Source organism: Micromonospora sp. B006 (assembly GCF_003408515.1).
Taxonomy (GTDB): domain Bacteria; phylum Actinomycetota; class Actinomycetes; order Mycobacteriales; family Micromonosporaceae; genus Micromonospora; species Micromonospora echinospora_A.
Map to the genome: position 1 here is coordinate 5432907 of NZ_CP030865.1, position 26189 is coordinate 5459095.

26 protein-coding genes are annotated in these 26189 nt (G+C 72.0%); 11 read left to right on the forward strand and 15 right to left on the reverse strand.

Features of this window, described 5'->3' with window-relative positions; all coding sequences use genetic code 11:
* Window positions 1-123: 123 nt before the first annotated feature.
* Window positions 124-1101: a phosphotransferase gene (locus MicB006_RS24405; protein WP_116509216.1), complete on the forward strand. Its 978-nt coding sequence runs from the start codon at window positions 124-126 to the stop codon at window positions 1099-1101.
* An 8-nt stretch (window positions 1102-1109) separates the two neighbouring features.
* Here the strand turns inward: MicB006_RS24405 and MicB006_RS24410 are convergent, their stop codons facing one another.
* Window positions 1110-1523 carry a nuclear transport factor 2 family protein gene (locus MicB006_RS24410; RefSeq protein WP_116509218.1) on the reverse strand — a complete coding sequence of 138 codons (414 nt, stop codon included), beginning with the start codon at window positions 1521-1523 and terminating at the stop codon, window positions 1110-1112.
* An 87-nt stretch (window positions 1524-1610) separates the two neighbouring features.
* Between MicB006_RS24410 and MicB006_RS24415 the strand changes: the two genes are divergently transcribed.
* From MicB006_RS24415 to MicB006_RS24440, 6 genes are all read left to right on the forward strand, one after another.
* The gene (locus tag MicB006_RS24415) at window positions 1611-2474 is read left to right on the forward strand and encodes an aldo/keto reductase (RefSeq protein ID WP_192900131.1); all 864 of its coding nucleotides are present in this window, start codon (window positions 1611-1613) and stop codon (window positions 2472-2474) included.
* A 101-nt stretch (window positions 2475-2575) separates the two neighbouring features.
* Window positions 2576-3790 (forward strand): MFS transporter, encoded by a 1215-nt coding sequence (locus MicB006_RS24420; protein ID WP_225980844.1) that lies wholly within the window; start codon window positions 2576-2578, stop codon window positions 3788-3790.
* 145 nt (window positions 3791-3935) lie between these two features.
* Window positions 3936-4844 carry an ABC transporter ATP-binding protein gene (locus MicB006_RS24425; RefSeq protein WP_116509221.1) on the forward strand — a complete coding sequence of 303 codons (909 nt, stop codon included), beginning with the start codon at window positions 3936-3938 and terminating at the stop codon, window positions 4842-4844.
* Between the two features lie 9 nt (window positions 4845-4853).
* Window positions 4854-5594 (forward strand): ABC transporter permease, encoded by a 741-nt coding sequence (locus MicB006_RS24430; RefSeq protein ID WP_073827262.1) that lies wholly within the window; start codon window positions 4854-4856, stop codon window positions 5592-5594.
* Between the two features lie 3 nt (window positions 5595-5597).
* Window positions 5598-6851 (forward strand): sensor histidine kinase, encoded by a 1254-nt coding sequence (locus MicB006_RS24435; RefSeq protein ID WP_116509222.1) that lies wholly within the window; start codon window positions 5598-5600, stop codon window positions 6849-6851.
* Between the two features lie 2 nt (window positions 6852-6853).
* Window positions 6854-7483: a response regulator transcription factor gene (locus tag MicB006_RS24440; protein ID WP_116509224.1), complete on the forward strand. Its 630-nt coding sequence runs from the start codon at window positions 6854-6856 to the stop codon at window positions 7481-7483.
* A gap of 53 nt (window positions 7484-7536) precedes the next feature.
* Here the strand turns inward: MicB006_RS24440 and MicB006_RS24445 are convergent, their stop codons facing one another.
* Complete coding sequence (locus tag MicB006_RS24445) at window positions 7537-7746, reverse strand: hypothetical protein (RefSeq protein WP_116509226.1); 210 nt, start codon at window positions 7744-7746, stop codon at window positions 7537-7539.
* Window positions 7747-7938: 192 nt separating this feature from the next.
* On the opposite strand from MicB006_RS24445, the gene mraY reads away from it, so the two are divergent.
* On the forward strand, window positions 7939-9042 hold the full coding sequence (gene mraY, locus MicB006_RS24450; protein ID WP_116509228.1) for a phospho-N-acetylmuramoyl-pentapeptide-transferase: 1104 nt from the start codon (window positions 7939-7941) through the stop codon (window positions 9040-9042).
* Between the two features lie 21 nt (window positions 9043-9063).
* Here the strand turns inward: mraY and MicB006_RS24455 are convergent, their stop codons facing one another.
* From MicB006_RS24455 to MicB006_RS24480, 6 genes are all read right to left on the reverse strand, one after another.
* Window positions 9064-9393, reverse strand: a complete 330-nt coding sequence (locus MicB006_RS24455; RefSeq protein ID WP_116509229.1) for a cupin domain-containing protein — start codon at window positions 9391-9393, stop codon at window positions 9064-9066.
* 87 nt (window positions 9394-9480) lie between these two features.
* Window positions 9481-10260, reverse strand: coding sequence for an ABC transporter ATP-binding protein (locus MicB006_RS24460; protein WP_116509231.1), 780 nt, complete (start codon window positions 10258-10260; stop codon window positions 9481-9483).
* Window positions 10257-11276 carry an iron chelate uptake ABC transporter family permease subunit gene (locus tag MicB006_RS24465; RefSeq protein ID WP_225980482.1) on the reverse strand — a complete coding sequence of 340 codons (1020 nt, stop codon included), beginning with the start codon at window positions 11274-11276 and terminating at the stop codon, window positions 10257-10259. The genes MicB006_RS24460 and MicB006_RS24465 overlap by 4 nt, the downstream gene beginning before the upstream one ends.
* Window positions 11273-12262: an iron ABC transporter permease gene (locus tag MicB006_RS24470; protein ID WP_225980483.1), complete on the reverse strand. Its 990-nt coding sequence runs from the start codon at window positions 12260-12262 to the stop codon at window positions 11273-11275. Before MicB006_RS24470 ends, MicB006_RS24465 begins: the two co-directional genes overlap by 4 nt.
* Window positions 12252-13067, reverse strand: a complete 816-nt coding sequence (locus MicB006_RS24475; protein WP_116509233.1) for a siderophore-interacting protein — start codon at window positions 13065-13067, stop codon at window positions 12252-12254. Before MicB006_RS24475 ends, MicB006_RS24470 begins: the two co-directional genes overlap by 11 nt.
* Window positions 13064-14065 (reverse strand): ABC transporter substrate-binding protein, encoded by a 1002-nt coding sequence (locus MicB006_RS24480; RefSeq protein WP_116509235.1) that lies wholly within the window; start codon window positions 14063-14065, stop codon window positions 13064-13066. The genes MicB006_RS24475 and MicB006_RS24480 overlap by 4 nt, the downstream gene beginning before the upstream one ends.
* Before the next feature lie 105 nt (window positions 14066-14170).
* Here MicB006_RS24480 and MicB006_RS24485 point away from each other — a divergent pair, with 105 nt between their 5' ends.
* Window positions 14171-15043, forward strand: coding sequence for an AraC family transcriptional regulator (locus MicB006_RS24485; RefSeq protein WP_116509237.1), 873 nt, complete (start codon window positions 14171-14173; stop codon window positions 15041-15043).
* A gap of 40 nt (window positions 15044-15083) precedes the next feature.
* On the opposite strand, the gene fmdA is transcribed toward MicB006_RS24485, so the two are convergent.
* Both fmdA and MicB006_RS24495 read right to left on the reverse strand, forming a co-directional pair.
* Window positions 15084-16337: a formamidase gene (gene fmdA, locus MicB006_RS24490; protein WP_116509239.1), complete on the reverse strand. Its 1254-nt coding sequence runs from the start codon at window positions 16335-16337 to the stop codon at window positions 15084-15086.
* A 21-nt stretch (window positions 16338-16358) separates the two neighbouring features.
* Window positions 16359-16637: an FmdB family zinc ribbon protein gene (locus tag MicB006_RS24495; protein WP_116509241.1), complete on the reverse strand. Its 279-nt coding sequence runs from the start codon at window positions 16635-16637 to the stop codon at window positions 16359-16361.
* A 206-nt stretch (window positions 16638-16843) separates the two neighbouring features.
* Here MicB006_RS24495 and MicB006_RS24500 point away from each other — a divergent pair, with 206 nt between their 5' ends.
* Window positions 16844-18028, forward strand: coding sequence for a cellulose binding domain-containing protein (locus MicB006_RS24500; protein ID WP_116509243.1), 1185 nt, complete (start codon window positions 16844-16846; stop codon window positions 18026-18028).
* Window positions 18029-18062: 34 nt separating this feature from the next.
* A complete protein-coding gene (locus tag MicB006_RS24505) occupies window positions 18063-19190 on the forward strand; it encodes a glycosyl hydrolase 53 family protein (protein ID WP_116509244.1) in 1128 nt (375 codons plus the stop codon).
* Window positions 19191-19215: 25 nt separating this feature from the next.
* Here MicB006_RS24505 and MicB006_RS24510 read toward each other — a convergent pair whose 3' ends face one another.
* The 5 genes from MicB006_RS24510 to MicB006_RS24530 form a co-directional block, all read right to left on the reverse strand.
* Complete coding sequence (locus MicB006_RS24510; protein ID WP_116509246.1) at window positions 19216-19554, reverse strand: DoxX family protein; 339 nt, start codon at window positions 19552-19554, stop codon at window positions 19216-19218.
* A 101-nt stretch (window positions 19555-19655) separates the two neighbouring features.
* Window positions 19656-19994: a hypothetical protein gene (locus MicB006_RS24515; protein ID WP_116509248.1), complete on the reverse strand. Its 339-nt coding sequence runs from the start codon at window positions 19992-19994 to the stop codon at window positions 19656-19658.
* 179 nt (window positions 19995-20173) lie between these two features.
* Window positions 20174-22693: a hypothetical protein gene (locus tag MicB006_RS24520; RefSeq protein WP_116509250.1), complete on the reverse strand. Its 2520-nt coding sequence runs from the start codon at window positions 22691-22693 to the stop codon at window positions 20174-20176.
* The gene (locus MicB006_RS24525; protein ID WP_116509252.1) at window positions 22690-24345 is read right to left on the reverse strand and encodes a hypothetical protein; all 1656 of its coding nucleotides are present in this window, start codon (window positions 24343-24345) and stop codon (window positions 22690-22692) included. The genes MicB006_RS24520 and MicB006_RS24525 overlap by 4 nt, the downstream gene beginning before the upstream one ends.
* Complete coding sequence (locus MicB006_RS24530) at window positions 24342-26096, reverse strand: hypothetical protein (RefSeq protein WP_116509254.1); 1755 nt, start codon at window positions 26094-26096, stop codon at window positions 24342-24344. The genes MicB006_RS24525 and MicB006_RS24530 overlap by 4 nt, the downstream gene beginning before the upstream one ends.
* Between the last annotated feature and the right edge of the window lie 93 nt (window positions 26097-26189).

The following is a 26189-nucleotide window of genomic DNA, read 5'->3' on the forward strand; positions in this document are numbered from 1 at the left end:
CTGGTCGAATGCTCATGACCCAGCACCGGGGCGGGTCGGTCCGCGAGGTCCGGTGCGGCAACTCGGTTGTGCGCCGCTGCCCGGCCTGACAGCCTGGCCGCCTCGGTCTGACGAGAGGCGACCATGACGCGGACGTTTTTGCAGCCGGACGACCTGCACGGCCTGGTGTCGGAACAGTTCGGCTCCGACCGGCGACTCGCTGCCCTGGACCGGCTGACAGGCGGCACCAAGAAGGGCGTCTACCGGCTTCGGCTGGACGACGGGACAACCGTGATGCTGTACGTGTGGGCCGCGGGCGAGAACTACTGGCCACCGTCACCGACAGTCCCGGACGACCCGTTCACCGACGCGTCGGGCGCGGATCTCTTCGCCGCCAGCCACGCGGCGCTCACCGCAGTGGGAGTGCGTGTCCCGCATCTGATGATGATCGACCGGGACGGCCGTCACCTCGACGCCGACATCGCGCTTGTCGAAGACGCCGGCGCGCTGCGGCTGGACGCGTTGCTGGAACACGATCCGGCCACCGCCGCCGCGCCGCTGGCCGCGCTCGGTGACGCCCTGCGCCGGATGCACACCGCCGTCGGTCCGCACTACGGCAAGGTCGCGGCCATTACCGGGGGAGAGGCGTCCCGGGCCCGGCGCGCGGAGGACGTGATCGTCGACCGGGCGCTCGGCCACCTCGACGCGGCAGCGGCCCGCGACGCCCGGCTGGCCGATGCCCACCAACGGATCACCGCCCACGTACGCCACCTCAGGAGCGCGGTCACCCCACGCGAGGAGTACGGGCTGGTGCACGGTGAACTCGGCCCGGACCACGTTCTCGTCACACCGGCCGGTGAAGCCGTCATGATCGATTTCGAGGGGCTGGCGTACTTCGATGTCGAATGGGACCACGCCTGGCTGCAGATGCGCTTCGGCGAGTCGTATCCGGCGCTGCGCCCGGTCGATCTCGATCCCCACCGGCTGGAGTTCTACCGGTACGCGCAGACGTTGTCCTTGATCGAGGGGCCACTACGGATCGCGGACACCGACTTCCCGGACCGGCAGTGGATGCTGGACCTGGCCGAGTGGAACATCACCAAGGCGCTCGCCGCGACCTGACGGCAACCTCAGTCGGCCGGGCCGACGTGCGCCGCGAGCAGGCGCCATTCCTCGTCCTCGTCGAGGACCCATGTGCGCGTGTAGCGGACCCGGGCGAGAAACGGCTCGCCGCCCATGGTGCCTTCCAACGTGCCGAGGAACCACGTCACACCGGTGCCGCCGACCACGAGCGCCGCCAGGTCCTCCTCGTCCACCCGGGTCATCGTCTGCTGGCCGGATCGGTGCGCGTGCAGGTCGTCCTGCTTGGAGTAGAGACGGCCGTCAGGCCCGGTGAACACGAGGCGATCGTCGATCAGCCGATCCAACGCCGCGACATCTGAGGACAGCTGGGCGCGCTGAAGACGCCGCTCAGCGGCGCGCAATTCGTCGACCCTGGCGCTGTCCGCGTCGCCGGTCCCAACGGGAAATCCATCGTCCTTCACTGCAAATAAGTTAACAGCGATCTCCGGGAACCGGTATCGGGCAGATGACCGGCTGCGCAGGTCATCGGGGATGGCTAGTTTCGCCCAGTGCCCAACACGATTACTGCGGCGTCCGCAGGCACCTGGACGCTCGGCGACCTGACTGTCAATCGGATCGGATTCGGCGCGATGCGCCTGACCGGCAACGGCGGTGTGGCGAGCGACCGCGAACGCGTCATCGGCGTGCTGCGCCGAGCGGTCGAACTCGGGGTCAACCACATCGACACGGCGGCGTTCTACTTCTCGCCACTGCGGTCGGCAAACGAGATCATCAACACGGCGCTCTCGCCGTACGCCGACGAACTGGTCATCACCACGAAGGTCGGGCCGGGCCGCGACCCCTCCGGAGAGTGGCTGCCGCTGGCCCGGCCCGACCAACTGCGCGGACAGGTCGAGGAGAACCTGCGTCAGCTCGGCCGTGACCACCTCGACGTCGTCAACCTGCGCCAGAACGGGCTGGAGTCGGTCGCGGAGCACTTCGGCGCGCTGGCCGACCTGCGCGACGCCGGCCTCATCCGGCACCTCGGCCTGTCGAACATCCGCCCGCAGCACCTCGCGCAGGCACAGGCGATCGCCCCGGTGGTCTGCGTGCAGAACCCGTACGGCGTCGACACCCGGCGCGTGCACGACCAGTTCGTGCGCACCTGCGGGGAGCAGGGTGTCGCCTTCGTGCCGTTCTTCGCGGTCGCCGGCGACGGACGTGAGGCCGGTGGCGTGGCGACCAACGAGGCGGTGGCGGCCGTCGCCCGGGTCCACGGGGCGACGCCGGCGCAGGTGCGGATCGCGTGGACCCTCAGCCGCGGGCCGCACATGCTGGCCATCCCCGGCACGGGCAACCCCGACCATCTGGTCGAGAACCTGGCCGCCGGGGCGTTGCGCCTGTCTCCCGAGGAACTGGCCGGGCTCGACTAGCGGCGTCCTGCCACGGGTCCACGACTCTCGACGGAAGGTCCCACCCTGTGCGGGCAGCGGTCACGTCCCTCGCCACTCCTCCGCCGCACAGCTCATGGCTCGTGGCCCGAGGACTCGTCCCCGAGCGCGGCCCGCGGCGCGTCCTGGCCGTCGCGACCTTCGTCAACATGGTCGGAATCGGCGTCTTCATGACCAGCGCGGTGCTCTTCTTCACCCGCTCCGTCGGCCTTCCCCTGGCGCAGGTGGCCCTGGGCATGGGCATCGCGGCACTCGTCGGGATGCTCGCCGGGATTCCGACGGGGCATCTCGCCGATCGACGGGGTCCGCGCGAGATCTACCTGCTGACCCTGGTCGTCCGAGCCGTCACCACGGCCGCCCTGATCTTCGTCCACACGTTCTGGCCGTTCGTCGTCCTGGTCTGCCTCAACCAACTCGCCCAGTCGGCGGGCGGGGCGTCACGCGGCCCGCTGGTGCGCGGCTTCGGCGGCACGAACCTGGCCCGGTTCCGCGCCTATCTCCGTTCGGTCGCCAACCTCGCCGGAGCTTGCGGCGCCCTCGTCGCCGGCGCCGCCGTGCAACTGGACACCCGCGCCGCCTACCTGACCCTGATCGTCGGCAACGCCGTCAGCTTCGTGGCGTGCGCCGCCGTCATCACCCGGCTGCCGTCACTGCCGCCCATCGCGGTGCCCCACATGACCGGACGCTGGATCGCGCTGAAGGACAAGCCGTACATGGCGGTCACCGTGCTCGACGCCGTCATGGGAATTCAGGGCCAGGTACTCGTCTTCGCGCTGCCGGTGTGGATCATCTCGCGTACCGACGCGCCGCGCTGGTTCGTCGGGGCAGCCGTGCTCGTCAACACCGCGCTCGTGGCGGCGCTCCAGGTCAGGGCGAGCCGGGGGATCGACACCGGTCCGGCGGCTGGGCGGGCCATGCGTCGCTCCGGGTTGGCGTTCCTGGTGGGGATGGCCCTGATCGCCGCCACGTCGACGATGCCCGGATGGCTCGCCGTGACGGTGATGACAATGGGAGTCGCCGCGCACACGGTGGGCGAGCTGTGGCACACGGCGGGCTCGCTCGAACTGCAGTTCCTCCTCGCGCCCCCACACGCGCAGGGGCAGTACACGGGAGTCGCCGGGCTCGGCACGGGCCTGGCCAACGTCGCCGCTCCTTCCATCCTGAGCCTGCTCTGCATCGCCTGGGGCGCCCCGGGTTGGCTGCTGATGGGCGCCGTCTTCGTCGTGGTCGGTCTGGTCGCCCCGGCGGTCGTCCGATGGGGGCAGCGGACGCGTCCGGACCCGGCGGAGGCCGTCTAGCCAGGCGGCTTCGTCGCGGCATGGTGGCGGGCCCGGCTGACGCCGGCATCAACCAGGTGGTTGACCGCCGCACCCACCGCGTTCCGCAACGGTCCTCGCCGCGCAGTCGATTCGGTGTACGGGCGCCGGACGGCACGCTTCTGCCATGGCAATCATCGAGGTGGACAGCCTCGTCAAGCGCTACGGCGGGCACACCGCTGTGGACGGCGTCAGCTTCGCCGTCGAGCAGGGCGAGATATTCGGCATCCTGGGCCCGAACGGGGCCGGCAAGACCACCACTGTCGAGTGCGTCGAAGGGCTGCGTACCCCGGACGGCGGCACCGTCCGGGTCTGCGGCGTCGACCTGCAACGCGACACCGGCGAGCTGCGGCACCTGCTCGGCGCGCAGCTCCAGGCGAGCGAGCTGCCCGACAAGCTGACCGTCGGCGAGGCGATGGAGCTGTACAGCTCCTTCTACCGCCGGCCGGCCGACTGGCGGGCGCTCGTCGACACGCTGGGCCTGACCGACAAGCTCGGCACGCAGTTCCGGCGGCTCTCCGGCGGGCAGAAGCAGCGGCTGTCGATCGCGCTGGCGCTGGTCGGCGACCCGACGGTGGCGGTGCTCGACGAGCTGACCACCGGCCTCGACCCGCAGGCGCGGCGCGACACGTGGGATCTCATCGAGGGTGTCCGCGAGCGGGGGGTGACGGTCCTGCTGGTCACGCACTTCATGGCGGAGGCGGAGCGGCTCTGCGACCGGCTCGCCGTGATCGACGCCGGCCGCCTCGTCGCGCTCGACTCCCCGGCCGGGCTGGTGGCGCGCGTCGACGACCGGCAGCGGATCCGGTTCCGGCCCTCCGCGCCGCTGGACCACGCCCTGCTCACCGCGTTGCCCGAGGTCACGTCGGTCGAGCGGGCCGGCAGCCAGCTCGTGGTGACCGGTACGGGGAATCTGCTGCTCGCCGTGACCACCGTGCTCGCCCGCCACCAGGTCGTCGCGGCCGATCTGCGGGTCGAGCAGACCTCGCTGGACGACGCGTTCGTCGCGCTCACCGGCCGCCCGATCGACGCCTGAGGAGACAACGTGTCCGCGCTGTTCCGGCTCACCGCCACCGAGACCAGACTGTTCTTCCGCGAGCCGATGATCGTCTTCTTCGCGCTCGGGTTCCCGCCGCTGCTGCTCGTCATCTTCGGCGCGATCCCCGCGTTCCGGGAGCCCGACGCGGACCTCGGCGGGTTGCGGACGATCGACCTGTACGTGCCGATCATCGTCGCGCTGGGCCTCGCCATGTTCGCGCTCAACAGCCTGTGCCAGCTCCTCGCCACCTACCGGGAGAAGGGTGTGCTGCGACGGATGCGGACCACGCCGGTCCGGCCGGAGGCGATGCTCGGCGCGCAGTTGCTGATGTCCACCGCCCTGTCCGTGGTGACGATGCTGGTCGCGCTCGCAATCGGCCGGCTGGCGTTCGGCGTACGGCTGCCCCGGCACGTGCCGGCGTACCTGGCGAGTTACGTGTTGGCCGCGGTGACGATGTTCGCGATCGGGCTGCTCGTCGCCGCGCTCGCGCCCAGCGGCAAGAGTGCCGGGGCGGTCGGGACCGTACTCTTCTTCCCGGTCGTGTTCTTCGCCGGCCTGTGGCTCCCGCGCGACAGCATGCCCGGCGTGCTGCGGGCGATCAGCGACTTCACCCCGCTCGGCGCGGGCGTGCAATCATTGCAGGACGCCACCGCCGGTCAGTGGCCGCAGATGCTGCCCGTGGCCGTGATGCTGGGGTGGACGATCGTGGCCGGAGGGCTGGCCGCGCGGTACTTCCGCTGGGAGTAGGTCGTGAGCATCGAGGCCGAGCTACGGGCGGAGTTCGACCGCTGGGAGCGCAACGAGAAGGTGTTCTTCGCCGTCCTGCCGTACGCCCTCCTGTCGCTCTGCACGCTCATCACGCTGGTGCTGCCGTTCTGGGACGTGTCGCTGAACCTCCCGGTGGTGCTCGGGCTCACTGCCGCGCTCGCGCTCTGGACGGCCGGGTTCCACGCGCACCCGCGCTGGCGGCACAGCGGCCCGCTGACGGGCCTGTACTACGTGGGACTGATCGTGCTCGGGGCGAGCGTGGTGGCGCTCGCCCCCTGGTACGGCATCTTCACCTTCATCGGCTACGTCCACGCGTTCCTGTTCCTCAAGGGCGCCTGGCGGTACGCCGGGGTCGCCGCCACCGCGGTGATCCAGGCCGCGTCGTCCACCGGCGGCCTGGCCCGCGCCACAGTGGACGCGTGGCTCGTCCTGTCCCTGGTCATCATCGTGCTGGCCGGGGCGTTCTTCCGCTTCGCCGAACTGGACGACCGGCGCAACCACAGGCAGAAGCGGGCGCTCGCCGAGTTGCACGAGGCGAACGTCAAGCTGGAGGCGGCGCTCACGGAGAACGCCGGCCTGCACGCCCAACTGCTCGTGCAGGCCCGCGAGGCGGGCGTGCAGGACGAGCGGCAGCGGATGGCCCGGGAGATCCACGACACGCTCGCCCAGGGACTCGCCGGCATCCTCACCCAGCTCCAGGCCGCCGAGCAGCACGCCGACCGGGCCGAGGCGTGGCGCCGGCACGTGGACAACGCCAGGAACCTGGCCCGCGACAGCCTCACCGAGGCCCGCCGCACGGTGCACGCGGTGCAGCCGGACGTGCTCGCCGAGGCCCGGCTGCCGGAGGCGATAAGCGACGTGACCCGGCGCTGGTCGCAGGTGCACCGCATCGACGCGGTACTGACCACCACCGGCGACCCGCGGCCGATGCACGCCGACGTCGAGGTGACGCTGCTGCGGGCCGCGCAGGAGGCGCTCGCCAACGTGGCCAAGCACGCCCGCGCCAGCCGGGTCGGGCTGACCCTGTCGTACATGGAGGATCTGGTGACGCTCGACGTACGCGACGACGGGGTGGGTTTCGAGCTCGGCGCCAGGCGCGCCGGGGACGGGGGTTTCGGGCTCGCCGGCATGCGGCAGCGGGTGCAGCGACTCGCCGGGCGGCTGGACATCGAGTCGGAACCCGGCGGCGGTACGGCGATCTCGGCGACGGTGCCGGCCATCCCCGCCGGAGTCTGATCGTGATCTCCCTGTTGATCGTCGACGACCACCCCGTGGTACGCAACGGGCTACGCGGCATGTTCAGCGCCGACCCGCGCTTCGAGGTGCTCGGCGAGGCGGGTGACGGTGCGGAGGCGATCGTCGCGGGGGAGGCGCTCCGGCCGGACGTGATCCTCATGGACCTGCGGATGCCGCGCGTCGACGGTGTCACCGCCATCCGGGAGCTGGCGAGACGAGGGGTGCCGGCCCGCGTGCTGGTGCTGACCACGTACGACACGGACAGCGACGTGCTGCCCGCCATCGAGGCCGGCGCCACCGGCTACCTGCTCAAGGACGCGCCGAGCGAGGAGTTGTTCCGCGCGGTGGAGGCGGCCGCGCAGGGGCAGGCGGCGCTGTCCCCAGCGGTCGCGACGCGGCTCATGCGGCAGATGCGGCAACCGGCCTCGGAGCCGCTGTCGCAGCGGGAGCTGGAGGTCCTTGAGCTGGTCGCCCGAGGCTCGACCAACCGCGAGGCGGCGAGGCAGTTGTTCATCAGCGAGGCGACTGTCAAGACGCACCTGCTGCACGCGTACGCGAAAGTCGGCGTCAACGACCGGGCGGCGGCCGTGGCGGCGGCGTTCTCCCGCGGTTACCTGACCCCGGAGCGGTGAGCACGACGGCCGGGCGTGGTGCTCAGGACCGCGCCACCGCGGAACACCCCGGCCTACGTGCTCGGCGGATTGCGGTGCCGGTCCGCGATGCCCGACGCGGCGTGGCGCTGCGCGTCATGCCTGCTCCGGTCGGTCGCGGCCTGGCGGACCGCAGCCGAGTCCTCGTCCGGCGAGCGCCTCGCCCGGTCCCGCCGGGTCACGAAGAACACGAGCGCGGCTACCACCACCAGGGCCACCGCGAGCGACACCACAACCGTCGTCATGCCGTCGACGCTACGGCGTGCGCGCCAGCGTCGGCGGGTCGCGAAGTACGGCGCGGCGAGGGTCAGGGGCTGCTCCGTGCGCCGCCGGATGGCAAGCTCACGTGTCGTGATCGATGACTTCGCGACAGGCCGTCCGCGCGGCGGGCCCGGATCGGTTCGTCAGGCGCAGGTCCGGAAGCCCGGGGTCCGCCCGTGAGGGCGATCATCGTCGCGGCCGCCGTCGCGTTCCTCATCGCCCTGTTCGGTACGCCGGTGGCGATCCGCGTCTTCAGCGCGCTCAAGGCCGGTCAGCCGATCCGGTCCATCGGGCTCGCCAGCAACGAGGGCAAGAAGGGCACGCCCACGATGGGCGGCGTCGTCTTCATCGTGGCGACGGTCCTCGCGTACGTCGCCGGGCACCTCGCCCTGACCACCCTGCCCGAGCGGCAGATCGCGCAGGAGGGGCCGACCATGACGGCCCTGGTGCTGCTCGGGTTGTTCGTCTTCTGCGGCGCGGTCGGCTTCTTCGACGACTTCCTCAAGGTGCGCCGGCGCAACTCCGACGGGCTGTCCGCCAAGGGCAAGCTGATCGGCCAGGCGCTCGTCGGCGGCGGGTTCGGCATGGCCGCGCTCTACGTGCCCAGCACGAACGGGCAGACGGTGGCCAGCGAGCACATCTCGCTCATCCGCGACATCAGCTGGCTGGACGTCGGCAAGGTCGGCGCGGTCCTGGTCTTCGTCTTCGTGATCACGGCGATGTCGAACGGCGTGAACCTCACCGACGGCCTCGACGGTCTCGCCACCGGCGCGTCGATCCTGGTGCTCGGCGCGTACTCGCTGATCGGCTTCTGGCAGTACCGGCACTGGTGCGCCGACGACGGGTACGCCCGCGTGAACGAGTACTGCTACCAGGTCCGCGATCCCCTGGAGATCGCCATGATCGCGGCGGCGGCGGCCGGCGCCTGCGTGGGCTTCCTCTGGTGGAACACCTCCCCGGCGCGGATCTTCATGGGTGACGTGGGCGCGCTCGGGCTCGGCGGCCTGATCGGCGGGCTCGCGGTGGTGACCCGCACCACGCTGCTCTCGATCCTGATCGGCGGGCTCTTCGTCATCATCACGACGACCTGGGTGATCCAGATCGTCTCGTACCGGACCACCGGCCGACGGGTCTTCCGGATGGTGCCGTTGCACCACCACTTCGAGTTGGCCGGATGGAGCGAGTCCACCATCGTGGTCCGGTTCTGGATCGTGGCCGGTGTCTGCGTCGCGGCCGGCCTGGGCGTCTTCTACTCGGACTTCCTGGCGGCCGTCGGATGAGGGTCCCGGGATCCGGGGTCGTCAGCGCTTGGCGACGGTGAGCAGCACGGCGGAGTCTTCGAGCGCCTCCAGCGTGTGCCGGCGGTCCGGCACGATCAGCAGATCGCCGGGCGCGCCGTCCCAGGACGTCTCGCCGGCGCCGAGCCGGACCCGGCCGCGCAGGACGTGGACGGTGGCCTCGCCGGGGTTCTCGTGCTCACTGAGCATCTGGCCGGCGGTCAGCGCGATCACCGTCTGGCGGAGCTTGTGCTCGTGACCGCCGTAGACGGTGGAGCTGCTGCGACCGCTGGAGGAGGTGTGTGCGCGCTCCAACTGCTCGCGGGCCAGCGCGGTCAGGGATGACTTCTGCATCAGGTGTCCCGTCCTCTCGTCGTACCGGTTCTCCCGAGCCGCCCAACCGGCTCATGTCGACTCTGGCATACCGACGAGGGCTTCCTGCTACACGGTCGGCACCACCATCGGAGTGCCGGTGACCGGGTTCGGCATCACCACGCTGGGCAGGCCGAAGACCTCCCGCATGAGGTCGGCGTCCACCACGTCGGCCGGCGGGCCCTGCGCGACGATCCGGCCGGCCTTCATCGCCACGATGTGATCGGCGAACCGGCAGGCCTGGTTGATGTCGTGCAGCACGGCCACGACGGTGCGTCCCTCGTCGCGCAGCCGCGCGAACAGCGCCAGCAGCTCGTACTGGTGCGTGATGTCCAGGAACGTGGTGGGCTCGTCGAGCAGCAGGTACGGCGTCTCCTGCGCCAGCACCATGGCGATCCAGACCCGTTGCCGCTGCCCGCCGGAGAGTTCCTCCACGGGCCGCTCGGCCAGGTCGGTGACGCCGGCAACCGCCATGGCCGACCGGACGGCCTCCTCGTCGGCGGCCCCGCCTGCGCCGCCGAGCAGGGACTGGTGCGGGTAGCGGCCCCGGGCGACGAGCCGCCGCACGATGATGTTCTCCGGCGCGACGAGGCCCTGGGGCAGGAAGCCGACCTGGCGGGCGAACGGCTTCGGCCGGTGCTCGGCGACGTCCCGGCCGTCGAGGCGTACCGCGCCCGAGGCCGGTGTGAGCAGCCGGACGAACGCCTTCAGCAGCGTCGACTTCCCGCAGGCGTTGGGGCCGACGATCGCCGTGAACGCGCCGTCCGGCACGGCCAGGCTCACCCGCGTCGACACCACCCGCTCGCCGTAGCCGAGCGTGACGTCTTCCGCGGTCAGACGGCTGGTCACCGTCGTTTCACCTCCATGCCGAGCAGCCAGATGAGATAGCAGCCGCCGATCGCCGTGGTGACCACGCCGACCGGCAACGCGACCGGCGCGAGCAGCAGTTGCGCGACGAGGTCCGCGGCGAGCAGCAGCACCGCGCCGGTCAGCGCCGCCGGCACCAGGGGTACGCCCGCGGCCCGCGCGAGCCGCCGGCCGATCTGGGGCGCCGCGAGCGCGATGAACACGACCGGCCCGGCCACCGCTGTCACTGTCGCGGTGCAGCCCACGCCGGCCAGGACCAGCAGCAGGCGGAGCCGGCCCAGGCGTACGCCGGTGGTGCGCGCGATCTCGTCGCCCAGCGCCGCCTGGTGCATGGCGTGCGAGATCACGACGAGCAGCAGGACGAACAGGCCGATGACGGCGAACGGGAGCCGCACCTCGGCCCAGTCGACGCCGTTGAGCGAGCCGGCGTTCCAGCCGGTCGCGGCGAGCGCCACGTCGATCTCGGCCCGCAGCACGATCCAGGAGTTGAGCGCGGTCAGCATGGCGTTGACCGCGATGCCGATGACGACCAGCCGGACGCCGCTGAGCCCGGAGTCCAGCGACAGCAGGTAGATGAGCGCGGCGGCGAGCAGCCCGCCCGCCACCGACCCGGCGGCGAGCTGCCCGGCGGTGCCGTTCAGCACGGTGATCGCGGCGAGCGCGCCGGTGTACGCGCCCGCGTCGAGACCGATCACGTCGGGGCTGCCCAGCGCGTTGCGGGTCAGGTTCTGGAAGACCGCTCCGGCCAGACCCAGCGCGGCGCCGAAGACCAGCGCCGCGGCCACCCGGGGGAGCCGCCACTCCCGGATCACGAAGGCCGCGTCGCCGCCCCGGAACAAGGCGTCGAACACCTCGGCCGGTGTCGCCCACTCCGGCCCGTGGCTCAGGGTCAGCAGCGCGAGGACCGCCGCGGCCGTGACGAGCCCGGCCGAGGCGACGGCCGAGCGCCGTTCCACCTCGATCGCGAGCCGTCCCGCCCGCAGCCTCACGGTGCTCACAGCGCCGCCGCCCCGTAGCGGCGGACCGCCCAGATCAGCACCGGAGCGCCCAGGAACGCGGTGACGATCGACACCGGAACCTCGCCAGTGGGCAGCAGGACCCGCGAGCCGACGTCCGCGACGAGCAGCAGGATCGGCCCGAGCAGCATCGAGTACGCCATGATCCACGGGATCGAGTCGACGGCCAGCCGCCGCGCCAGGTGCGGAACCATCAGCCCGACGAACGCGATCGGGCCGGCGACCGCGGTGGCGACGCCGGTGAGCAGCGTGACGAGCACCAGGACGGTGACCCGGGTCCGGGTCACGTGGGCGCCGAGCGAGTGGGCGACGTCCTCGCCGAGGGCGAGCGCGTTCAACGGCCGGGTCGCGGCCATCGCGGCGGCCAGGGCGGCGACTGTCACCAGCACCGGCAGTACCAGCGGCGTCTGCTCGGCGCCGGCCAGCGCCCCGACCGACCAGAACCGGTACCTGTCGAAGACGTCCGGGAAGCCCAGCCGCAGCCCGAGCGAGACGCCCATCAGCACCCAGCTCAGCGCGACTCCGGCGAGGACCAGCCGCAGGGGTGAGGTCCGCCCGACGGCGTAGACGGCGACGGCGGCGAGCGCGGAGCCGGCCACCGCGAGCACGAGCTGCCCGGCCTGCGACCCGGCGACGCCCGCCAGCACGCCCAGGTTGATGGCGAAGCCGGCCCCGGCTGTCACGCCGAGGATGCCGGGCTCGGCCAGCGGGTTGCGGGTGAGCGTCTGGATCAGCACCCCGGCCGCGCCGAGGGCGGCGCCGACGCAGACGCCGAGGATCGTGCGGGGCAGCCGGATGTCGCGTACGACGAGGTGGTCGGTCGTGGCCGCGAAGTCGGTGAGCGCGCGCCACACCTCGACCGGCGCGACCGGTCGCGCGCCCACGGCCATGCTCGCGCCCGCCGCGACGACGAGCAGCGCGGCGGACACGAGCAGGAACGCCGCCCGGCGGGGCAGGTCAGTCTTCAAGCCCGGCGACTCCGCGCTTCCAGTACCCGGTGATCAGTGAGTCGAGGCGGCCGGCGCTCCAGGCGCGTAGCGGCCTGATGTCGTTCGCCTCGCCGGCCGCGAAGAGGAACGCCCGCCCGGCCGGCAGGCGCAGCGACCTCACCTGCTGCGCGAGCGTGGACCCGGTGGCCGCGCGCACCAGCCACGTCACCGCCACCCCGTCGCGGTGCGCGAGCGGGTATTCCCGTTCGGCCGGGTCGTCGACCTCGGCGACCACGTGCGCCGACACGTCGGCCGGGGACTCCTCCAGCCATCTGGCGACGGCCGGCAGGGCGGTGGCGTCGACGGCGAAGACGTAGTGGTCGTAGCTGTGCGGGAACGCCTTCGCGCCGGGCGGGCCCGCGATCGTCACCCCGTCGCCCACCGCCGCCGTGTCCGCCCACGCCGACGCGACACCGCCGTCGTGCAGCACGAAGTCCAGGTCGATTTCGCAGGCGGCGGGATCGTAGCGGCGCACCGTGTACTTGCGGGTGGTCGGCAGCGGGCGGGGCCAGTCGAGCATGCCCCGCCCGTCCGGGACGGGATCGCGCCGGGTGCCGTCCGGATCCGGGAAGACGAGCTTGACGTGGTCGTCCGCCTGGTAGGTGTGGAAGCCGGCGAGGGCCGGGCCGCCGAGGGTCAGCCGCACCATGCGCGGGGTCAGCCGCCGCCGGGCGACGACCCGGACCTCGCGTACGCCGATCGGGTAGCCGATCCGGACCGTGCCACTGCCCGCGCGGTGGTGGGCAACGACCCGGCCGGCCGGGTCGTGACGGTCGACTGTCATCGGGCCAACAGCGGCGCGAATGCCTTGTCGACGGAGTCGAGCGTCCGGAGGGCCGACTCGTACGTCGCCGCTTCCGTGTACTGCAACGGGAACACCCGGCCGGCCTTGACCGCGGGCAGGTTTTTCCACAGCGCGGAGTCGAGCACCTGCTTCACCGCCTCGGCGGGGGTGCCGTCGGGCTGCACCGTGTACGTGATGGCGTCGGCCTCGCCGAGGCTCGTCGGCAGTTCCTCGATCGCCGGGTACTCGGTGACGTCGAGCCCGCCACCGCCCTTCTCCTTGACCTCGCCGTAGTAGGTCACGCCCGCGTCCTGGGCGATGTTGGTGCCCCACGAGCCGGCGAACTCCCGGTGGAAGGTGCCCTTGGCGATCTCGCCGTAGCTGCCCACGTGCCCGAACTTCAGGCCCGCGAGGGCGGCGCCGTACTTGTCCTTCAGTTCCGCGGCCCTCTTCTCGTACGCCTCCTTGGCCGCCTGGAAGTTCGTGCCGCGACCGGCGGCGTCGGACTGCCGGCGGGACAGCTCGCGCCAGGCGGCGGGCGTGGTGGGGCCGATCGCGACGACCGGCGCGATGCTCTCCAGCCGCTTCATGTCGATGCTGCCGAGAGCCGGCTTCGGCACCCCGATCACGATGAGGTCCGGCTTGGCGGCGGCGACGGCCTCGTAGTTGGTCTCGGCAGCCGCCTCGCCGGCGACCTTCGGCAGCCGTTCGTAGGTGGCCCGGTCCTGCTCGGCCATCAGCGCCAGGCCGCGCTTCCAGCTCGAGATCCCCACCAGTGCGGCGTCCGCCTCGATCAGGACCGGCACCGCGTAGCCGGTGGCGACGACCCGCTGGGGGGCGACCGGGATCGTGATCTCGCCGTTGTCGGCGGCGAAGACGCGGGTCGCGGCGTCGCCGGACTTCGCGGCGGAGTCGCCGCCGTCGGATCCGCAACCGGTGACCACGGTGAGCGTCACCGCGGCGGCGGCGATCACGCGCCAGTGCTGTCGTACGGACATCTGCCAGTTCCTTCGGGGTCTCAACACAGAGGTGCAGCCCTGCTGGGCTGCAGAGCTTAGGCTAGCCTTACTTCTGTGGGCGGAATGTCGCCGAGAGGTCAACCGATGTCGGGGAGAGGTCAGAGCGTGATGGTCACCGGCCCGATCACGGCGGATCCGGTCAGCTGCGAGGAGTTCGGCTACGGCCTCGGCCGCCCCGACGGCATCCTCCTCCTGCGCTACCGGTCGGTGACCCGGCTGGCGTTCGCCGAGAACCGGGAGGACTTCCTGCACCAGCTCTACTGGTCACCCGACGGTCTGCTCTCCGCCCGCCACGGTCGGCACACCACCTTCCTCGGGCCGGACGAGGTCTTCTGGGTGCACCGGGCCGTGACCCACGAGGTGCACGCGGCGGACCGGCAGACGGTCTACCGGATCTGCCTGCGCGAGGTGCCCGGTGCCCTCGACGGGCTGGGGGCCGGCGTCGCCACCATCGACGCCGAGGCCGCTCGGCTCGTCCTCGCGCTCACCACCGCCGGCTACGACGAACGCGACGCCCTCGCCGCCCGCAGCCGCATCATGGCCGGGCTCGCCGCCCGATCCGACCCCGACGACCGGCAGGCCGGCGGTACGGGCGTCGCGCTGGCGGTCGCCACGGCCCTGGCCCGAGACCCGGGTGACACGACAGGGCTCGCCGAGTGGGCGGACCGCCTGCACGTCAGCGTCAAGACGCTGCAACGTGACTTCGACCGCGAGTTCGGCATGTCGTACTCGCAGTGGCGCACGAAGCTGCGCCTGCGTGCGTCGCTGGCGCTGCTGGAGACCCGGCCGGTCGGCGAGGTCGCCCGCCGCATCGGGTACGCCAGCCCGTCCGCGTTCATCTCCGCCTTCGCCAGGGAGTACGGCTACACGCCGGGTCGCGCCGCCGCGATGCGGCGTACCGCCGACATCCCCGCGCCCCGCGCGGCGAGGAGCTTCCGGCGCCCACCCGTCCCGTGATCAGCCCGGTCCTGCCGAAAACGGTGGCGCGGTCACCTGCTCAGCTCATGGTGGCCTTCGGGGCGCCGCTGCCCGGATCGATCCGGGTCGGACCGGAGGCCGAGGGGCGGATGTCGAAGTCGAAGATCTCGGTGGGCAGGTAGACCGTCGCGCAGGAGTTGGGGATGTCCACCACGCCGGAGAGCCGGCCCTCGATCGGTGCGGCACCGAGCAGCAGGTACGCCTGTTCCGGCTGGTAGCCGAAGCGGGTCAGGTAGTCGATGGCGTGCAGGCAGGCGCGCTGGTAGGCCAGCTGCGAGTCGAGGTACCGCTGTTCGCCGTCGAGGGTGACGGAGATCCCGGAGAAGGCCAGCCACCGGGAGAACTGCGGCGGGGTGTCGCCCGGGATGAAGATCGCGTTCTCGGCGACGCCGTACGTCTGCATGCCGTTCTTGATCAGGTCCACGTGCAGGTCGACGAAGCCGCCCATCTCGATCGCGCCGCAGAAGGTGATTTCCCCGTCGCCCTGGGAGAAGTGCAGGTCGCCGAGGGACAGGTTGGCTCCCGGCACGTACACGGGGTAGAAGACCCGGCTGCCGACTGTGAAATTCTTGATGTCCTGGTTCCCGCCGTTCTCCCGGGGCGGAGCGGTCCGCGCCGCCTCCGCGGCTACCCGGTCGAAGTCGGCGCCGGTGAGGCGGCCGAGGATCGCGTCCTGCGGCTCGGGGGGCAGGGCCAGGGGCGGCACCCGGTCGGGCGCGGTGGCGATCAGCGCACCCTCGCGCCGGTTCCACGTGGCCAGCAGCGACGCGGACGGGGCGGTGCCCATCAGCCCTGGGTGGGCGATCCCGGTGAACGAGACTCCGGGGATGTGCCGGGAGGTGGCCTTGCGGCCGGAGAAGTCCCAGACCGCCTTGTACGCGTCGGGGAACTGCTCGGTGAGAAAGCCGCCGCCGTTGCCGGTGGGGAAGATGCCCGTGTAACCCCAGCCCTGGCCGGCCAGCGGACCTGACTCCTGCGGGATGGGGCCCATGTCGAGGATGTCGACCATGAGCAGGTCGCCCGGCTCGGCGCCCTCGACCGCGAACGGGCCGCTGAGCGCGTGGACCCGGGTCAGCGGAGCGTCCCGGATGTCCTCGGCGGAGTCGTCGTTGTGGATCGCGCCGTCGAACCACTCGCGGCAGTGGACGCGGAACGACTGTCCGGGCCGTACCGTCGCCACGGGCGGGATGTCGGGATGCCAGCGGTTGTGCCCGACCTTCTCCTGGTCGGTGAACCTCTTGGCGGAGTCGAGGGAGAACAGCAGTTCAGGCACAGCGTTGAGCCCTTCTCGTGGTCACCAGCGGGGCAGACGGGCGTGGGCCGGGTTCGTCGAGCGGCGTGCCGGGCGACCGCCGGGTACCCGCCCGACCACCTCCGGCTGTTCCGCGCTGCGCTCGGTCCGGTCGATGGCCTCGCGCAGCGCCGCCGGCATGCGGGCCAGCCGTGGCGCGGAGAACACCCGTGTCGCCGGGAACCCGCACCGGGGGCAGCTCGTCGACGGTCCCGCGGTGCCGACCGGCAGTACGACATCGAAGCTGCCGTCCTGCTGGCAGCGGTACTCGAAGGTGGCCATCGCCGCTTCCCGTCCAGTCGTGCGTGCGGTGGCCGTTCCACAGCGGCTCACCCTGTATTTCCGATTGTTGCTGATTACGCAGATAGGCGGCGTAAAACGACGAATGAGGCAGAGGTCGCGCCCCGCGACGGGTTGCCGGGCCGCCGCGCCGACCGAGTCGTGGGATACGTTGGCGATCATCGATGTATCGGCGGCATCGTCGGCGTATGGCAGCCGTCTCGTCGTCCTCGTCGTTCCGCCGACTCCGGCCGGGTCTGCTGGCCGCCGTCGTGCTGTCGGCAGCGGTGCTCGCCACCGCGCTGAGCGCCGTACCGTCGGCCGACGCCGGCACCGCGTACCCCGCTGCCGCGCCGGCTCCCGGCGGCGCCGCGGCGCCCGCCGCGGATCCGACCGGGACCGTGGCGCCGCCCACGTCGACGCCCAGGACGCCCGACCCGCCCAGCACCACGCCGTTCCCGCCGAGCGCGCCCACGAACCTGACCGCCACCCAGGTACGGACCACGTCGGTCACCCTCACCTGGACGGCCGCCACGCGCGGCTGCTGCCCCGTCGTCGGGTACGACATCACCTACTACCAGGCGTTCGACGACGTGGTGTACGGCGTCAGCCTCGGCGACGTCACCACCGCCACGATCACCACCTCCATCCAGCCGGGCCGGCAGTACTCGTTCCGGGTCTCGGCCCGCGACGGCGACGGCCGCCGTTCGCCCTCCACCGACCCGCTGACGGTGGTCACCCCGGTGACGGACACCGGCCCGGACACCACCCCGCCGAGCGCACCGCAGAACCTGACAGTCGGCGAGGTGACCGCCTCGACCGCCACGCTGTCCTGGGCGCCGTCGACGGACAACGTCGGTGTGCTCGGGTACAACGTCTACCGGTTCGACGGCTGGTACACCTCGACGCTCGTCGCCACCGTGCCGGGCACGACGTACACGGCCGCGCTGCCCCCGGAGACGCCGCTGCGCACCCTGTACTACGTGCGGGCCCGGGACGCCGTCGGCAACGTGTCGATCGCCTCCAACACGGTCACCGTGCCCACGACGACCACTCCGCCGCCCCCGCCGCCCTCGACCTGCCGGGTGACCTACCGGAACCAGTCCGAGTGGGCCGGCGGCTTCGTGGCCACGGTGACGGTCCAGAACACCGGGACGGCGCCGGTCGACGGCTGGATCGTCACGTGGGGCTTCCCCGGCGACCAGCAGATCACCAACGCGTGGAACGCCACGGTCGGGCAGACCGGCGCCACAGTGACCGCCCGCAACGTCGACTGGAACCGCGTCATCGCGCCGAACGGATCCGCGACCTTCGGCTTCCAGGGGCGGTGGGGCGCCAGCGACGCGCCGCCGACCGGGTTCTCGCTGAACGGCGCTCCCTGCACCGTGGGCTGAGCGCGGCCCGCAACCCGACCCGAGAGGGAGCCCTGTGAGCACACCCCACCGCCGCCGCCGGACCCTGGCCGGGGCCGTCACGGCCGTCGTCCTCGCCGTCACCACCACGTTCGGGGGTACGCCGGCGCCCGTCTCCGCCGCGAACACGCTCAGCATGCGGGGCGCCGACGTCTCGTCGTTGCAGCGCAGCCTGGACCTGGGGGCGAAGTACTACGACGCGGGCGGGGTCGCCCGTGACCCGCTGGACATCCTCAGGTCCGCCGGCGCCAACTACGTCCGGTTGCGCGTCTGGAACAACCCGGCCAGCGGCTACAACAACAAGAGCAGGGTACTGGCCCAGGCGAGCGCGGCCAGGGCGAAGGGCCTCAAGGTCCTCATCGACTTCCACTACTCCGACACCTGGGCCGATCCCGGCAAGCAGTACAAGCCGGCCGCCTGGGCCGGGCACAGCCTCAGTCAGCTGCGCAACGACGTGTACGCCTTCACGTACGACGTCTGCGCCGCCCTGCGGGGGCAGGGCACCCTGCCGGACAGCGTGCAGATCGGTAACGAGATCAACGTCGGGATGCTGTGGAACGAGGGGAAGGTCGTCAACAACGACTTCGCCCCGCTGGCCGGCCTGCTGAAGCAGGGCTACAACGCGGTGAAGGCGTGCGGCCGCGGCATCCCCGTGATGATCCACACCGCGAACGCGGACAGCAACGCCAACGCCCGGTGGTTCTACGACGGCATCCGCGCCCAGGGCGTGCAGTGGGACATGACGGCCCTGTCGTACTACTGCATGTGGCACGGCAGCCTGGCGAACCTCTACAACAACATCGTCGACCTGCGGAACCGCTACGGGAAGCCGGTGGTGATCGTGGAGACCGCGTACCCCTTCACCCGGGACGACGCGGACGGCCAGCCGAACGTCATCGGCGACGCCACCTGCGACGGCATCAGCGCGACGTGGGCCGGGCAGGCCCAGGAGTTCGACTGGGTGCAGAACACCGCCCGCAACGCCGGCGCGATCGGGGTCTTCTACTGGGAACCCACCTGGTACGCCGTCCCTGGCAACGGCTGGGACCCGGCGAACATCAACGGCACCGGAAACGGGTGGGACAACATGGCCGTCTTCGACTGGTTCGGGCGGGTGAACCCGGGGGTGCGCTGGACGCCCTGACCGGCCGCCGGACGCACCCCCTGCGCTATCGCCTGAGGAGACGGCCGATCGAGTCGCGGCGGCCCCAGGCGATGAACACGAACAGCACGAACAGCACCACCGGTGTGAGGACCAGCGCGCCGCCGTCGAGGATGAACGCCTGGGTGACGGCGGCGCCGATCATGAGCAGCGCCAGCCCGACGAGGTAGCGGAACCAGGGCGCGGTGCCCATGTCCTCGAAGGACTGCACAGCGTTCGCCTCGCCGAACAGTTTGGGGCCGGCCGAGGCGACTATGAAGAAGACGCCGAGGAAGCCCTGGAGCACCCACAGCGTGCGGTGCAGTCCACGGGCGACGGGCGGGGGAGTGGTGTCGACAACGCTCATGGCTCTCGTCCTCCTGACGGTCGGCCGGTTCGCGCATCCGATCGGATGCACCAGCTCAGACCGGCCGGGACAGGCGAACTCATCGCTGATCCGGCGCACGGCTACCAGGCCTTGCCGCGGATCGGGGGCACGTCGAGATCGTGCTCGCCGCCCCGGTGCTCGGCGAGCAGCCGACGGCGGACCGAACGCCAGGCGACGCGTTCCTGGCGGCGGCCGAGCCTGCGGTACGCCTGAAAGGTGCAGAGCCGGCAGCCGCAGAGGTTGGGAGCCTGCGCCGTCACCTCACGGTAGCAACGGGTGCGGATCCAGTCGGGCGAGGCGAGGAACTCGGCCAGGTCGCAGGCGCCCAAGTGGTGTCGGTGGATGTCGGTGAACCAGCGGCGCAGATACGGATCCCGCTGCTGCACCCGCTCGGGTCGGTGGATGTCGGTACGGGCCATGTGACGACCGCCTTCCGGCCGCCCGCGCACATGCGCGGGACTAACGCCTCTCTGGCATGCCGATCACCTCCCATTGCCGGTGGACGCCCTCATTCTGCTGATCATGGACCGGGCCACGCATCCGATTTCAGGGGCCAGCCGATGGGCCGATCAGCCGTCGACAGGGCCCTCCCCGGCCACTACCCGGGGACGGCCGGGTTCAGCTCGGCGTCCTCCTGCAGATGGACGAGGGAGGTGGGGGAGACCACCTCCCACGGCTCGTCGACAGCGACCTCACCGTCGGGCCGGTCGTTGGCGTCCGCGATGAGGTCGTCGACCATCGGGTACCTGGTCGGCTCACCGCGCCACGGCTTCGGCCCCCAGGCGGGGACCTTGCCGGTCTGCAGGTAGCGGACGGCGGAGCGTTCGAAGCCCTCCCGTACCGGCACGACCACCCGCGCGGCGCCCGCCTGCAGGAACGCCTCGTACAACGGGTCGGTGCTGGTGCGCGCGGTGAGTTCGGCCCAGCGGTGCCGGCCGGCCCACTGGTACGGGTAGAACAGGTACGTCATGAGCGACCAGTCGAAGACGTCGGAGAAGAACGCGATCGCGTCGGCCTCGGCCCACGACTCGTCGAGGTCGATCCGGGGCGGCTCGTCCGGCGGGCTGTCAAGCGAACCGAACTGGTCGAAGTCCTGCCCGGTGAGGATGGTCTGGCAGCCGCGTGTGAGTTCGCGGACCTCGATCGCCCGGTTGACCTCCGGCGGCGCGCTCACGGCGTAGCCCTGCCGCACCTGCGCCACCGACACGGCGGTGTCGTAGGCGGACTGCAGGGACAGGAACGCCTGCTGGATGAGGTCGAACGTGGACTGCTGCCACGCCTTGAACGCCTCAGGGGTGCGGTAGGCGATCACCCGCACCGCGATCGCCTGCCCGTTCACCTGCTGCGATCCGATCGCCACCGGCAGATGTCCGGTCAGCTGCTGCTCCAGCTCGACGGTGTGGGACTCCGCGGCGTCCCCGGCCACGATCGAGATCCGCCGGCCGCCGACGGCGACGTTGACCGGAGCCTGCTTGAACGTCGACGCGGGCACGTCGTCCGGATCCGGCTTTTCGCCGACTGCCAGTTGCCCGCCGTACACCACCGACACCGTCACTCTGCCGGCCGCGTACCCGTCGGGGATGGTGACCTGCGACGTGGTGACCCCGTTGGCGAGCATCGCCGGCGGAGCCGTCTCGGGGTCGTAATGGACGGGCTCCGTCGTCATCGACGGGGCGAAGGTGAACGTCGCCGGTACGGTCACGACCTTATCCGGGGGCCGTTGCAGCCCGGTGGCGTCGTAGCGCCGGCCGAGCGCGACGAAGGTGTTCTCGGTGACGTCCTCGGGACCGAAGTCCAGCGCGCGCGGAGCCACCGGCTCGTTCGCCGACGCGGCCGCCCCGGCGAGGTGGACGTGCTGCGCGGCCGGCTCCGGCACCACGAACTCCAGCAGCAGCCGCTCGCCGTAGTTGTAGACCTGCGCGCGGTCGACCTTGTTCAGCCACCGGTAGACGCCACGGACGTGGTCGGTGCCCTCCCGGTTGTCGAAATCGTGCTTGTTGGTCTCGGTGACCTGGGTCCGGCTCGTGGTGACGGTCCGCGTGGACGCCTGGCTGCGCATGCTCTCGGTGGCCCGGTCGGTGACGTCCTTGCCGTACGTGGAGGAGGAGCTGTTGCTCTGTGTGGTGCTCGTGGAGTTGCTGGCGTTCACGTCGACCCCGACGCTGACCGGGCCGAACCCGCCGGACACGCTCACCCCCGCCGAGAGACTGGTGGTGGCCGTGTTCGTCGTGCTCGCCGCCTCCTGGAGCGCGAACCGCTCGGCGGTGGTCAGCTCCCGGCTGGTCTCGCTGGACAGGTCGGTCGTCTCGACGACCTTCTGACCCGTGGTCGTGTCGACGACTGTGGTCCGGCCGCGCACCTCGGACCGCAGCACGTTCTCGATGTAGGCGATCTCGCCGAGGTCGTAGCGCAGGTGCTCGGTCCGTACCACCATCAGGTCACCGCGGCCGAGCACGCGGGCCCGCGCCTCGAACACCGGCAGCGCGGGAGGGGGAAGCGGCACCGGCACCGGGTAAGGCGTGGGTGTCGGCGTCGGCGTGGGCGTCGTGGCGATCCTCTCGTCGGGACCGCCCTGGGCGGACGGCGGCAGGGCCGGCAACCGGAGGGTCTGACCGCGTACGAGGTGCCGCACCCGGTAACCGCCGTCGAGCGGCAGCGCCGCCAGGCGGAGCACCGTGGCGCCGCGGAGCAGGGCGGTGGCCCGGGTGGTGGCCGGGGAACCGGCCGCGCCGAGCCACCGGTTCAGCACGATCACGCTCGTCGCCCGCCGGGCCACGTCGGCAAGCGCCTCGCGGTGCGGGCCGTCGTCCGGTGCGGGCCGCAGGTCACCCAGGCTGAGCGTCTCGTCGACGGCGGCGCGGCGCCGTACCTCACGCAGCCGCTGGGCCGCTACCGCGAGCGGTGACGGCAGGTCGGTGAGCAGGCCGCGCGCCAGCCCTGCGGCGGTCTCGCGGTCGCGCTCCCGGATCGCCTGCGCGGCCACGGGCAGCAGCGCGTCGGTGTAGTCGAACGCGCGCAGCAGAACCTCCACGGACGGCGGAGGCAGTACGGGCTCGGCCGGTGCGGGCCGGCGCACCGCGACGAAGCGGAACAGGGCCTGCGGCGTGGTGTCGGTCATCGCCAACTCCCGTCTATCAGTAGCTGGGGCATGAGCTCGGGATCCATTCCGTACGCCCGCATGGCGGCGTTCAGGCAGCCGGCGAAGCCGTTGTAGGCGGCGATGCTCTCGTCGCCGTCCGACTCCCCGAACAGGTCGCCGAGCGCTCGCCGGACGTCGGCGTCGCGGAACAGGTTCGCCACCGGTTCCAGGTAGTACGGCGAGAAGCCGAAGAACCCGTTCATGGCGCGTGTGATGTCGCGATGCGAGTCGTAGTCGAGCCGGAAGGTGCGCGGCTCGACGAGGTCGCGCCGGTTCAGCCCGGCGAGCGGGGCCGGCGACGGCGGCGGCGGGCCGAACAACGCGGCGGCGCGCGCCCGGTTGGGCACCCACCGGTTTCCCCGCGCCGGCTGGAGGCCGCGCCGGGCGTCCGGGAGGTAGCCGGAGAACGCGGCGAAGAAGTCCTCGGCGGCGTGCCCCTCCGGGGTCAGCACCCGCAGGTTGTGCGGGTCGCACAGGCCGCACATGTGCCGGAGCAGGTCGGCGTCCACGACCTGGTCCAGCCGCCGGAAGAGGCGCTCCAACTGGTACACCATGCGCTGGACCCGCCGGTGCTCTACCTCGAACGCCTGGACCGCGATCGCGGGGCAGCCGTGCCGGTACAGGGCGACCGCCACCAGCTCGGCGTTGCTCAGCGTGGTGACGGGATGGTCCGGATTCCCGATCGCCGGCCGGGCCGTGTCGGCCGCGTCCGGGTGCCGCTGGACCAGCCCCTCGAACCGCGTCTCGCTGGAGGTGAGGAGGCCCGGCTCGTTCAGCCGGCCCGCGAGTTCCCAGCGGGCGTCCCAGGCGGCCCGCCCACCCGACCCGTGGGAGACGAGGAAACCCGTCGGCGGGCTCGCGCCGGGCGCCACGAGCATCGACCGGTACGCGGGCGAGCGGCCCTCGACCAGCAACTGCGCCACCTGCAGGTCGCTCATCGTCAGCACGCCCATGCCGCGGAACGGGCGTGGCGTCGGATCGTACGGCAGCCGGAGCGCGGTGAGCAGCGCCGGCCCGTTGAGGTCGAGCGGGATCGCCGTGTCGGGAAGTCGGTGCGCCAGCTCGGCGTACGCCAGGTTCTGGAACAGCCGGGTGCGGCCGGTCTCCCAGTCCGGGTAGCCCCAGCGCTCGCTGCCGGCGTGCGGCCCCCGCGTGATCCGCTTGCGCTGCGGGAAGTCCACCGGCAGCAACCCCGGCATGTCCCCGAAGACGTCGACGGTCACCGGGTCGCGCCCCCACTGCCCCCAGGCGAGCCACTGCGCGACCGCCGGCTGGTCGTAGCGCAGCGACCGCAGCAGCCGCGTACGGGCGTCGAAGTACCGCCGGCCGGACTGCTCGGTGGCGAGGATGAAGTAGTCCGGGCCGACGATGCGTTCCAGGGCCTCCCGGGCGGCGGGGTCGTCGAGCAGGAACTCCCGGAACGTCAGGTACCGGCCCGGGTCGGCGCGCCTGGCCCGCTCGAACGGCTCGTACAGGAAGCGGTGGAAGTCGACGAGCGCGTCGTGACCGTTGCGGGTGAACACCGCACCGACCTGGTCGAGGCTGTGCGCGAGGACCGGGTGCATCAGCGCCTCGCTGAGATCCCGGTGCAGCCCGCGCCGGACGACGGTGGCGAGCTCCTCGGCTCTCACGGTGCGACCTCGCGGGCGACGGCTTCCGTCGCCGCGGCCAGCCCGGCCGGTTCGACCGCCGCGAACGCGGCAGCGAGGCGGCGCGCCGGGGAGTCGCCGGCGGTGACCAGGTGGGCGACCTTGCGCGCGACGACTTCGAGCACCTCGGGCAGGAGCACGCCGCCGCAGGTCAGCGCGAGGTCGAGGCGGGTCATGTCGCGGCCGAGGAGGTCCTTGCCGTCGTACAGGTACCGCAGGATCGTGGCGTAGTCGTTCAGGTCCGCCACCACCTGCGCGGGTGGCCAGGGAAGCAACCCGATCGCCGTGACGGTGAGATCGGCGATCTCGGTGGGTGTCACCGCGCGCGGGGGCAGCGATCCCGCGCGCAGCGTCGCGCCGTGGTCCACGATCGCGACCGGAACCGCGGCGAGGTCCGCCACCTCCTGCTCACGGAAGTCGACCACCTCGCCGATCTGTGCCGACCCCTCCGGGCCGAAGAACAGCCCGGCCCGTACCGAAACCCCCGGTGTGCGGATCACGCTGAGCCGGAACCGCTTCCCGGTACGGCCCGCGAGCCAGGGACGGTCCGGCGGCTCGCCGCCGTCCAGGTAGGTCACCGAGTAGGCGAACCTGTCGTCCGGGCTCTGCGGATCGACCCGGATGTGCACCGGCACCGCCGGGTTCGGCGGCAGCGCGCCCCGGATGCCGGCGACGTACGGGGTGACATCGGCGGCCAGCGCGGCGATCGGGTCGCTGCGGGCCCGGTTCAGGTCGAGCGCCGCCTCCGGGGTGAGGAACAGCAGGTCGACGCCGTCCGGCCGGGTGATCTCCTCGATCCGCGGGCCGGCCGTCCACTCGCCGCCGGACAACTCCGCCTCGGGCGCCCCGCTGCGCCGTCTCGGCGCGCCCGGCGGCGGGAGCGCCTCGACGTTCTGGAAACGCTCGATCTGCAGGTCCAGCGCCTGCTGGCTGGTCACCACCGCCGGCGACCGGGCGCGGGTCGTGTCGTCCTGGCGGCGGGCGGCGTCCATGACGAACCACCCCCAGAACGGCGAGGACGCCAACGCGGCCACGCCACCCGAGGTGAGGTCGAGCGACAGCGGGTCGAACCCGGTGTCGACGGCCGGGAACAGCTCCGCCGGCACGATCCGGACCCCCGGCGCCGCCGAGATCCGCAGCGCCGGGGCGATCCAGTGGACCCGCTTGATGCCCGCGTATCCCTCCGGCGACCCGTCGGCCAACAGTTGCGGATCGACCCCGTCGCGCATGGTCAGGGCGCCCTGCGACGGCCGCGCGTCGTAGCTGATCTGTGGCGGGACCGCGTGGCGGACGCTGATCCCGGGCGGTGGCGCCACGCCCTCGGGGAACAGCGCGATGCGGGTGTCGGTGGCGTGTTCGACACGTACCTCGATCCGCAGCGGCACCGCCAGGTCGCGGTCACTGACCTGCGCGACGACGGTCTCGGCGCCCGGACCGGAGCGCAGCCGCGCGAGCGCCCGGGCCGGCACGGCGTCGAGGGCCGCGGCGAACCACGAGGGAAGGTACGTGATGGTGAGCCGCTCGTCGGCGAATGTGGTCGCGTCCCGGCGCACGTGCAGCACGTTGCCGAGGAAGTCGACCATGACGCATGTCGGAAGCAGGGGATTGCCCCGCCAGAACTCGAACCACTCGGAGCCCCAGTAGTCGGGGTCGTCCACTGTCAGGCGGGCGTCGTCGAGCACCTCGGCGAGGTCGTCCGCGGCCCGGGTGAGGATCTCCAGCTGGTTCACCACAGCGGATCACCTCCGCCAGAAGCGTACGGATGCGCGCCGGATGTCGCTGTCAGGTGCGTGCCAGTCGGCCGTCGGCATTCATGGGCGGCGAGG

Bases quoted from the DNA above. Each gene is read 5' to 3' on its own strand.
- MicB006_RS24405 (WP_116509216.1), top strand. From the start codon at position 124: ATGACGCGGACGTTTTTGCAGCCGGACGACCTGCACGGCCTGGTGTCG.
- MicB006_RS24425 (WP_116509221.1), top strand. From the start codon at position 3,936: ATGGCAATCATCGAGGTGGACAGCCTCGTCAAGCGCTACGGCGGGCAC.
- MicB006_RS24445 (WP_116509226.1), bottom strand. From the start codon at position 7,746: ATGACGACGGTTGTGGTGTCGCTCGCGGTGGCCCTGGTGGTGGTAGCC.
- MicB006_RS24455 (WP_116509229.1), bottom strand. From the start codon at position 9,393: ATGCAGAAGTCATCCCTGACCGCGCTGGCCCGCGAGCAGTTGGAGCGC.
- MicB006_RS24475 (WP_116509233.1), bottom strand. From the start codon at position 13,067: ATGACAGTCGACCGTCACGACCCGGCCGGCCGGGTCGTTGCCCACCAC.
- MicB006_RS24480 (WP_116509235.1), bottom strand. From the start codon at position 14,065: ATGTCCGTACGACAGCACTGGCGCGTGATCGCCGCCGCCGCGGTGACG.
- MicB006_RS24485 (WP_116509237.1), top strand. From the start codon at position 14,171: ATGTCGGGGAGAGGTCAGAGCGTGATGGTCACCGGCCCGATCACGGCG.
- MicB006_RS24495 (WP_116509241.1), bottom strand. From the start codon at position 16,637: ATGGCCACCTTCGAGTACCGCTGCCAGCAGGACGGCAGCTTCGATGTC.
- MicB006_RS24500 (WP_116509243.1), top strand. From the start codon at position 16,844: ATGGCAGCCGTCTCGTCGTCCTCGTCGTTCCGCCGACTCCGGCCGGGT.
- MicB006_RS24510 (WP_116509246.1), bottom strand. From the start codon at position 19,554: ATGAGCGTTGTCGACACCACTCCCCCGCCCGTCGCCCGTGGACTGCAC.
- MicB006_RS24515 (WP_116509248.1), bottom strand. From the start codon at position 19,994: ATGGCCCGTACCGACATCCACCGACCCGAGCGGGTGCAGCAGCGGGAT.
- MicB006_RS24520 (WP_116509250.1), bottom strand. From the start codon at position 22,693: ATGACCGACACCACGCCGCAGGCCCTGTTCCGCTTCGTCGCGGTGCGC.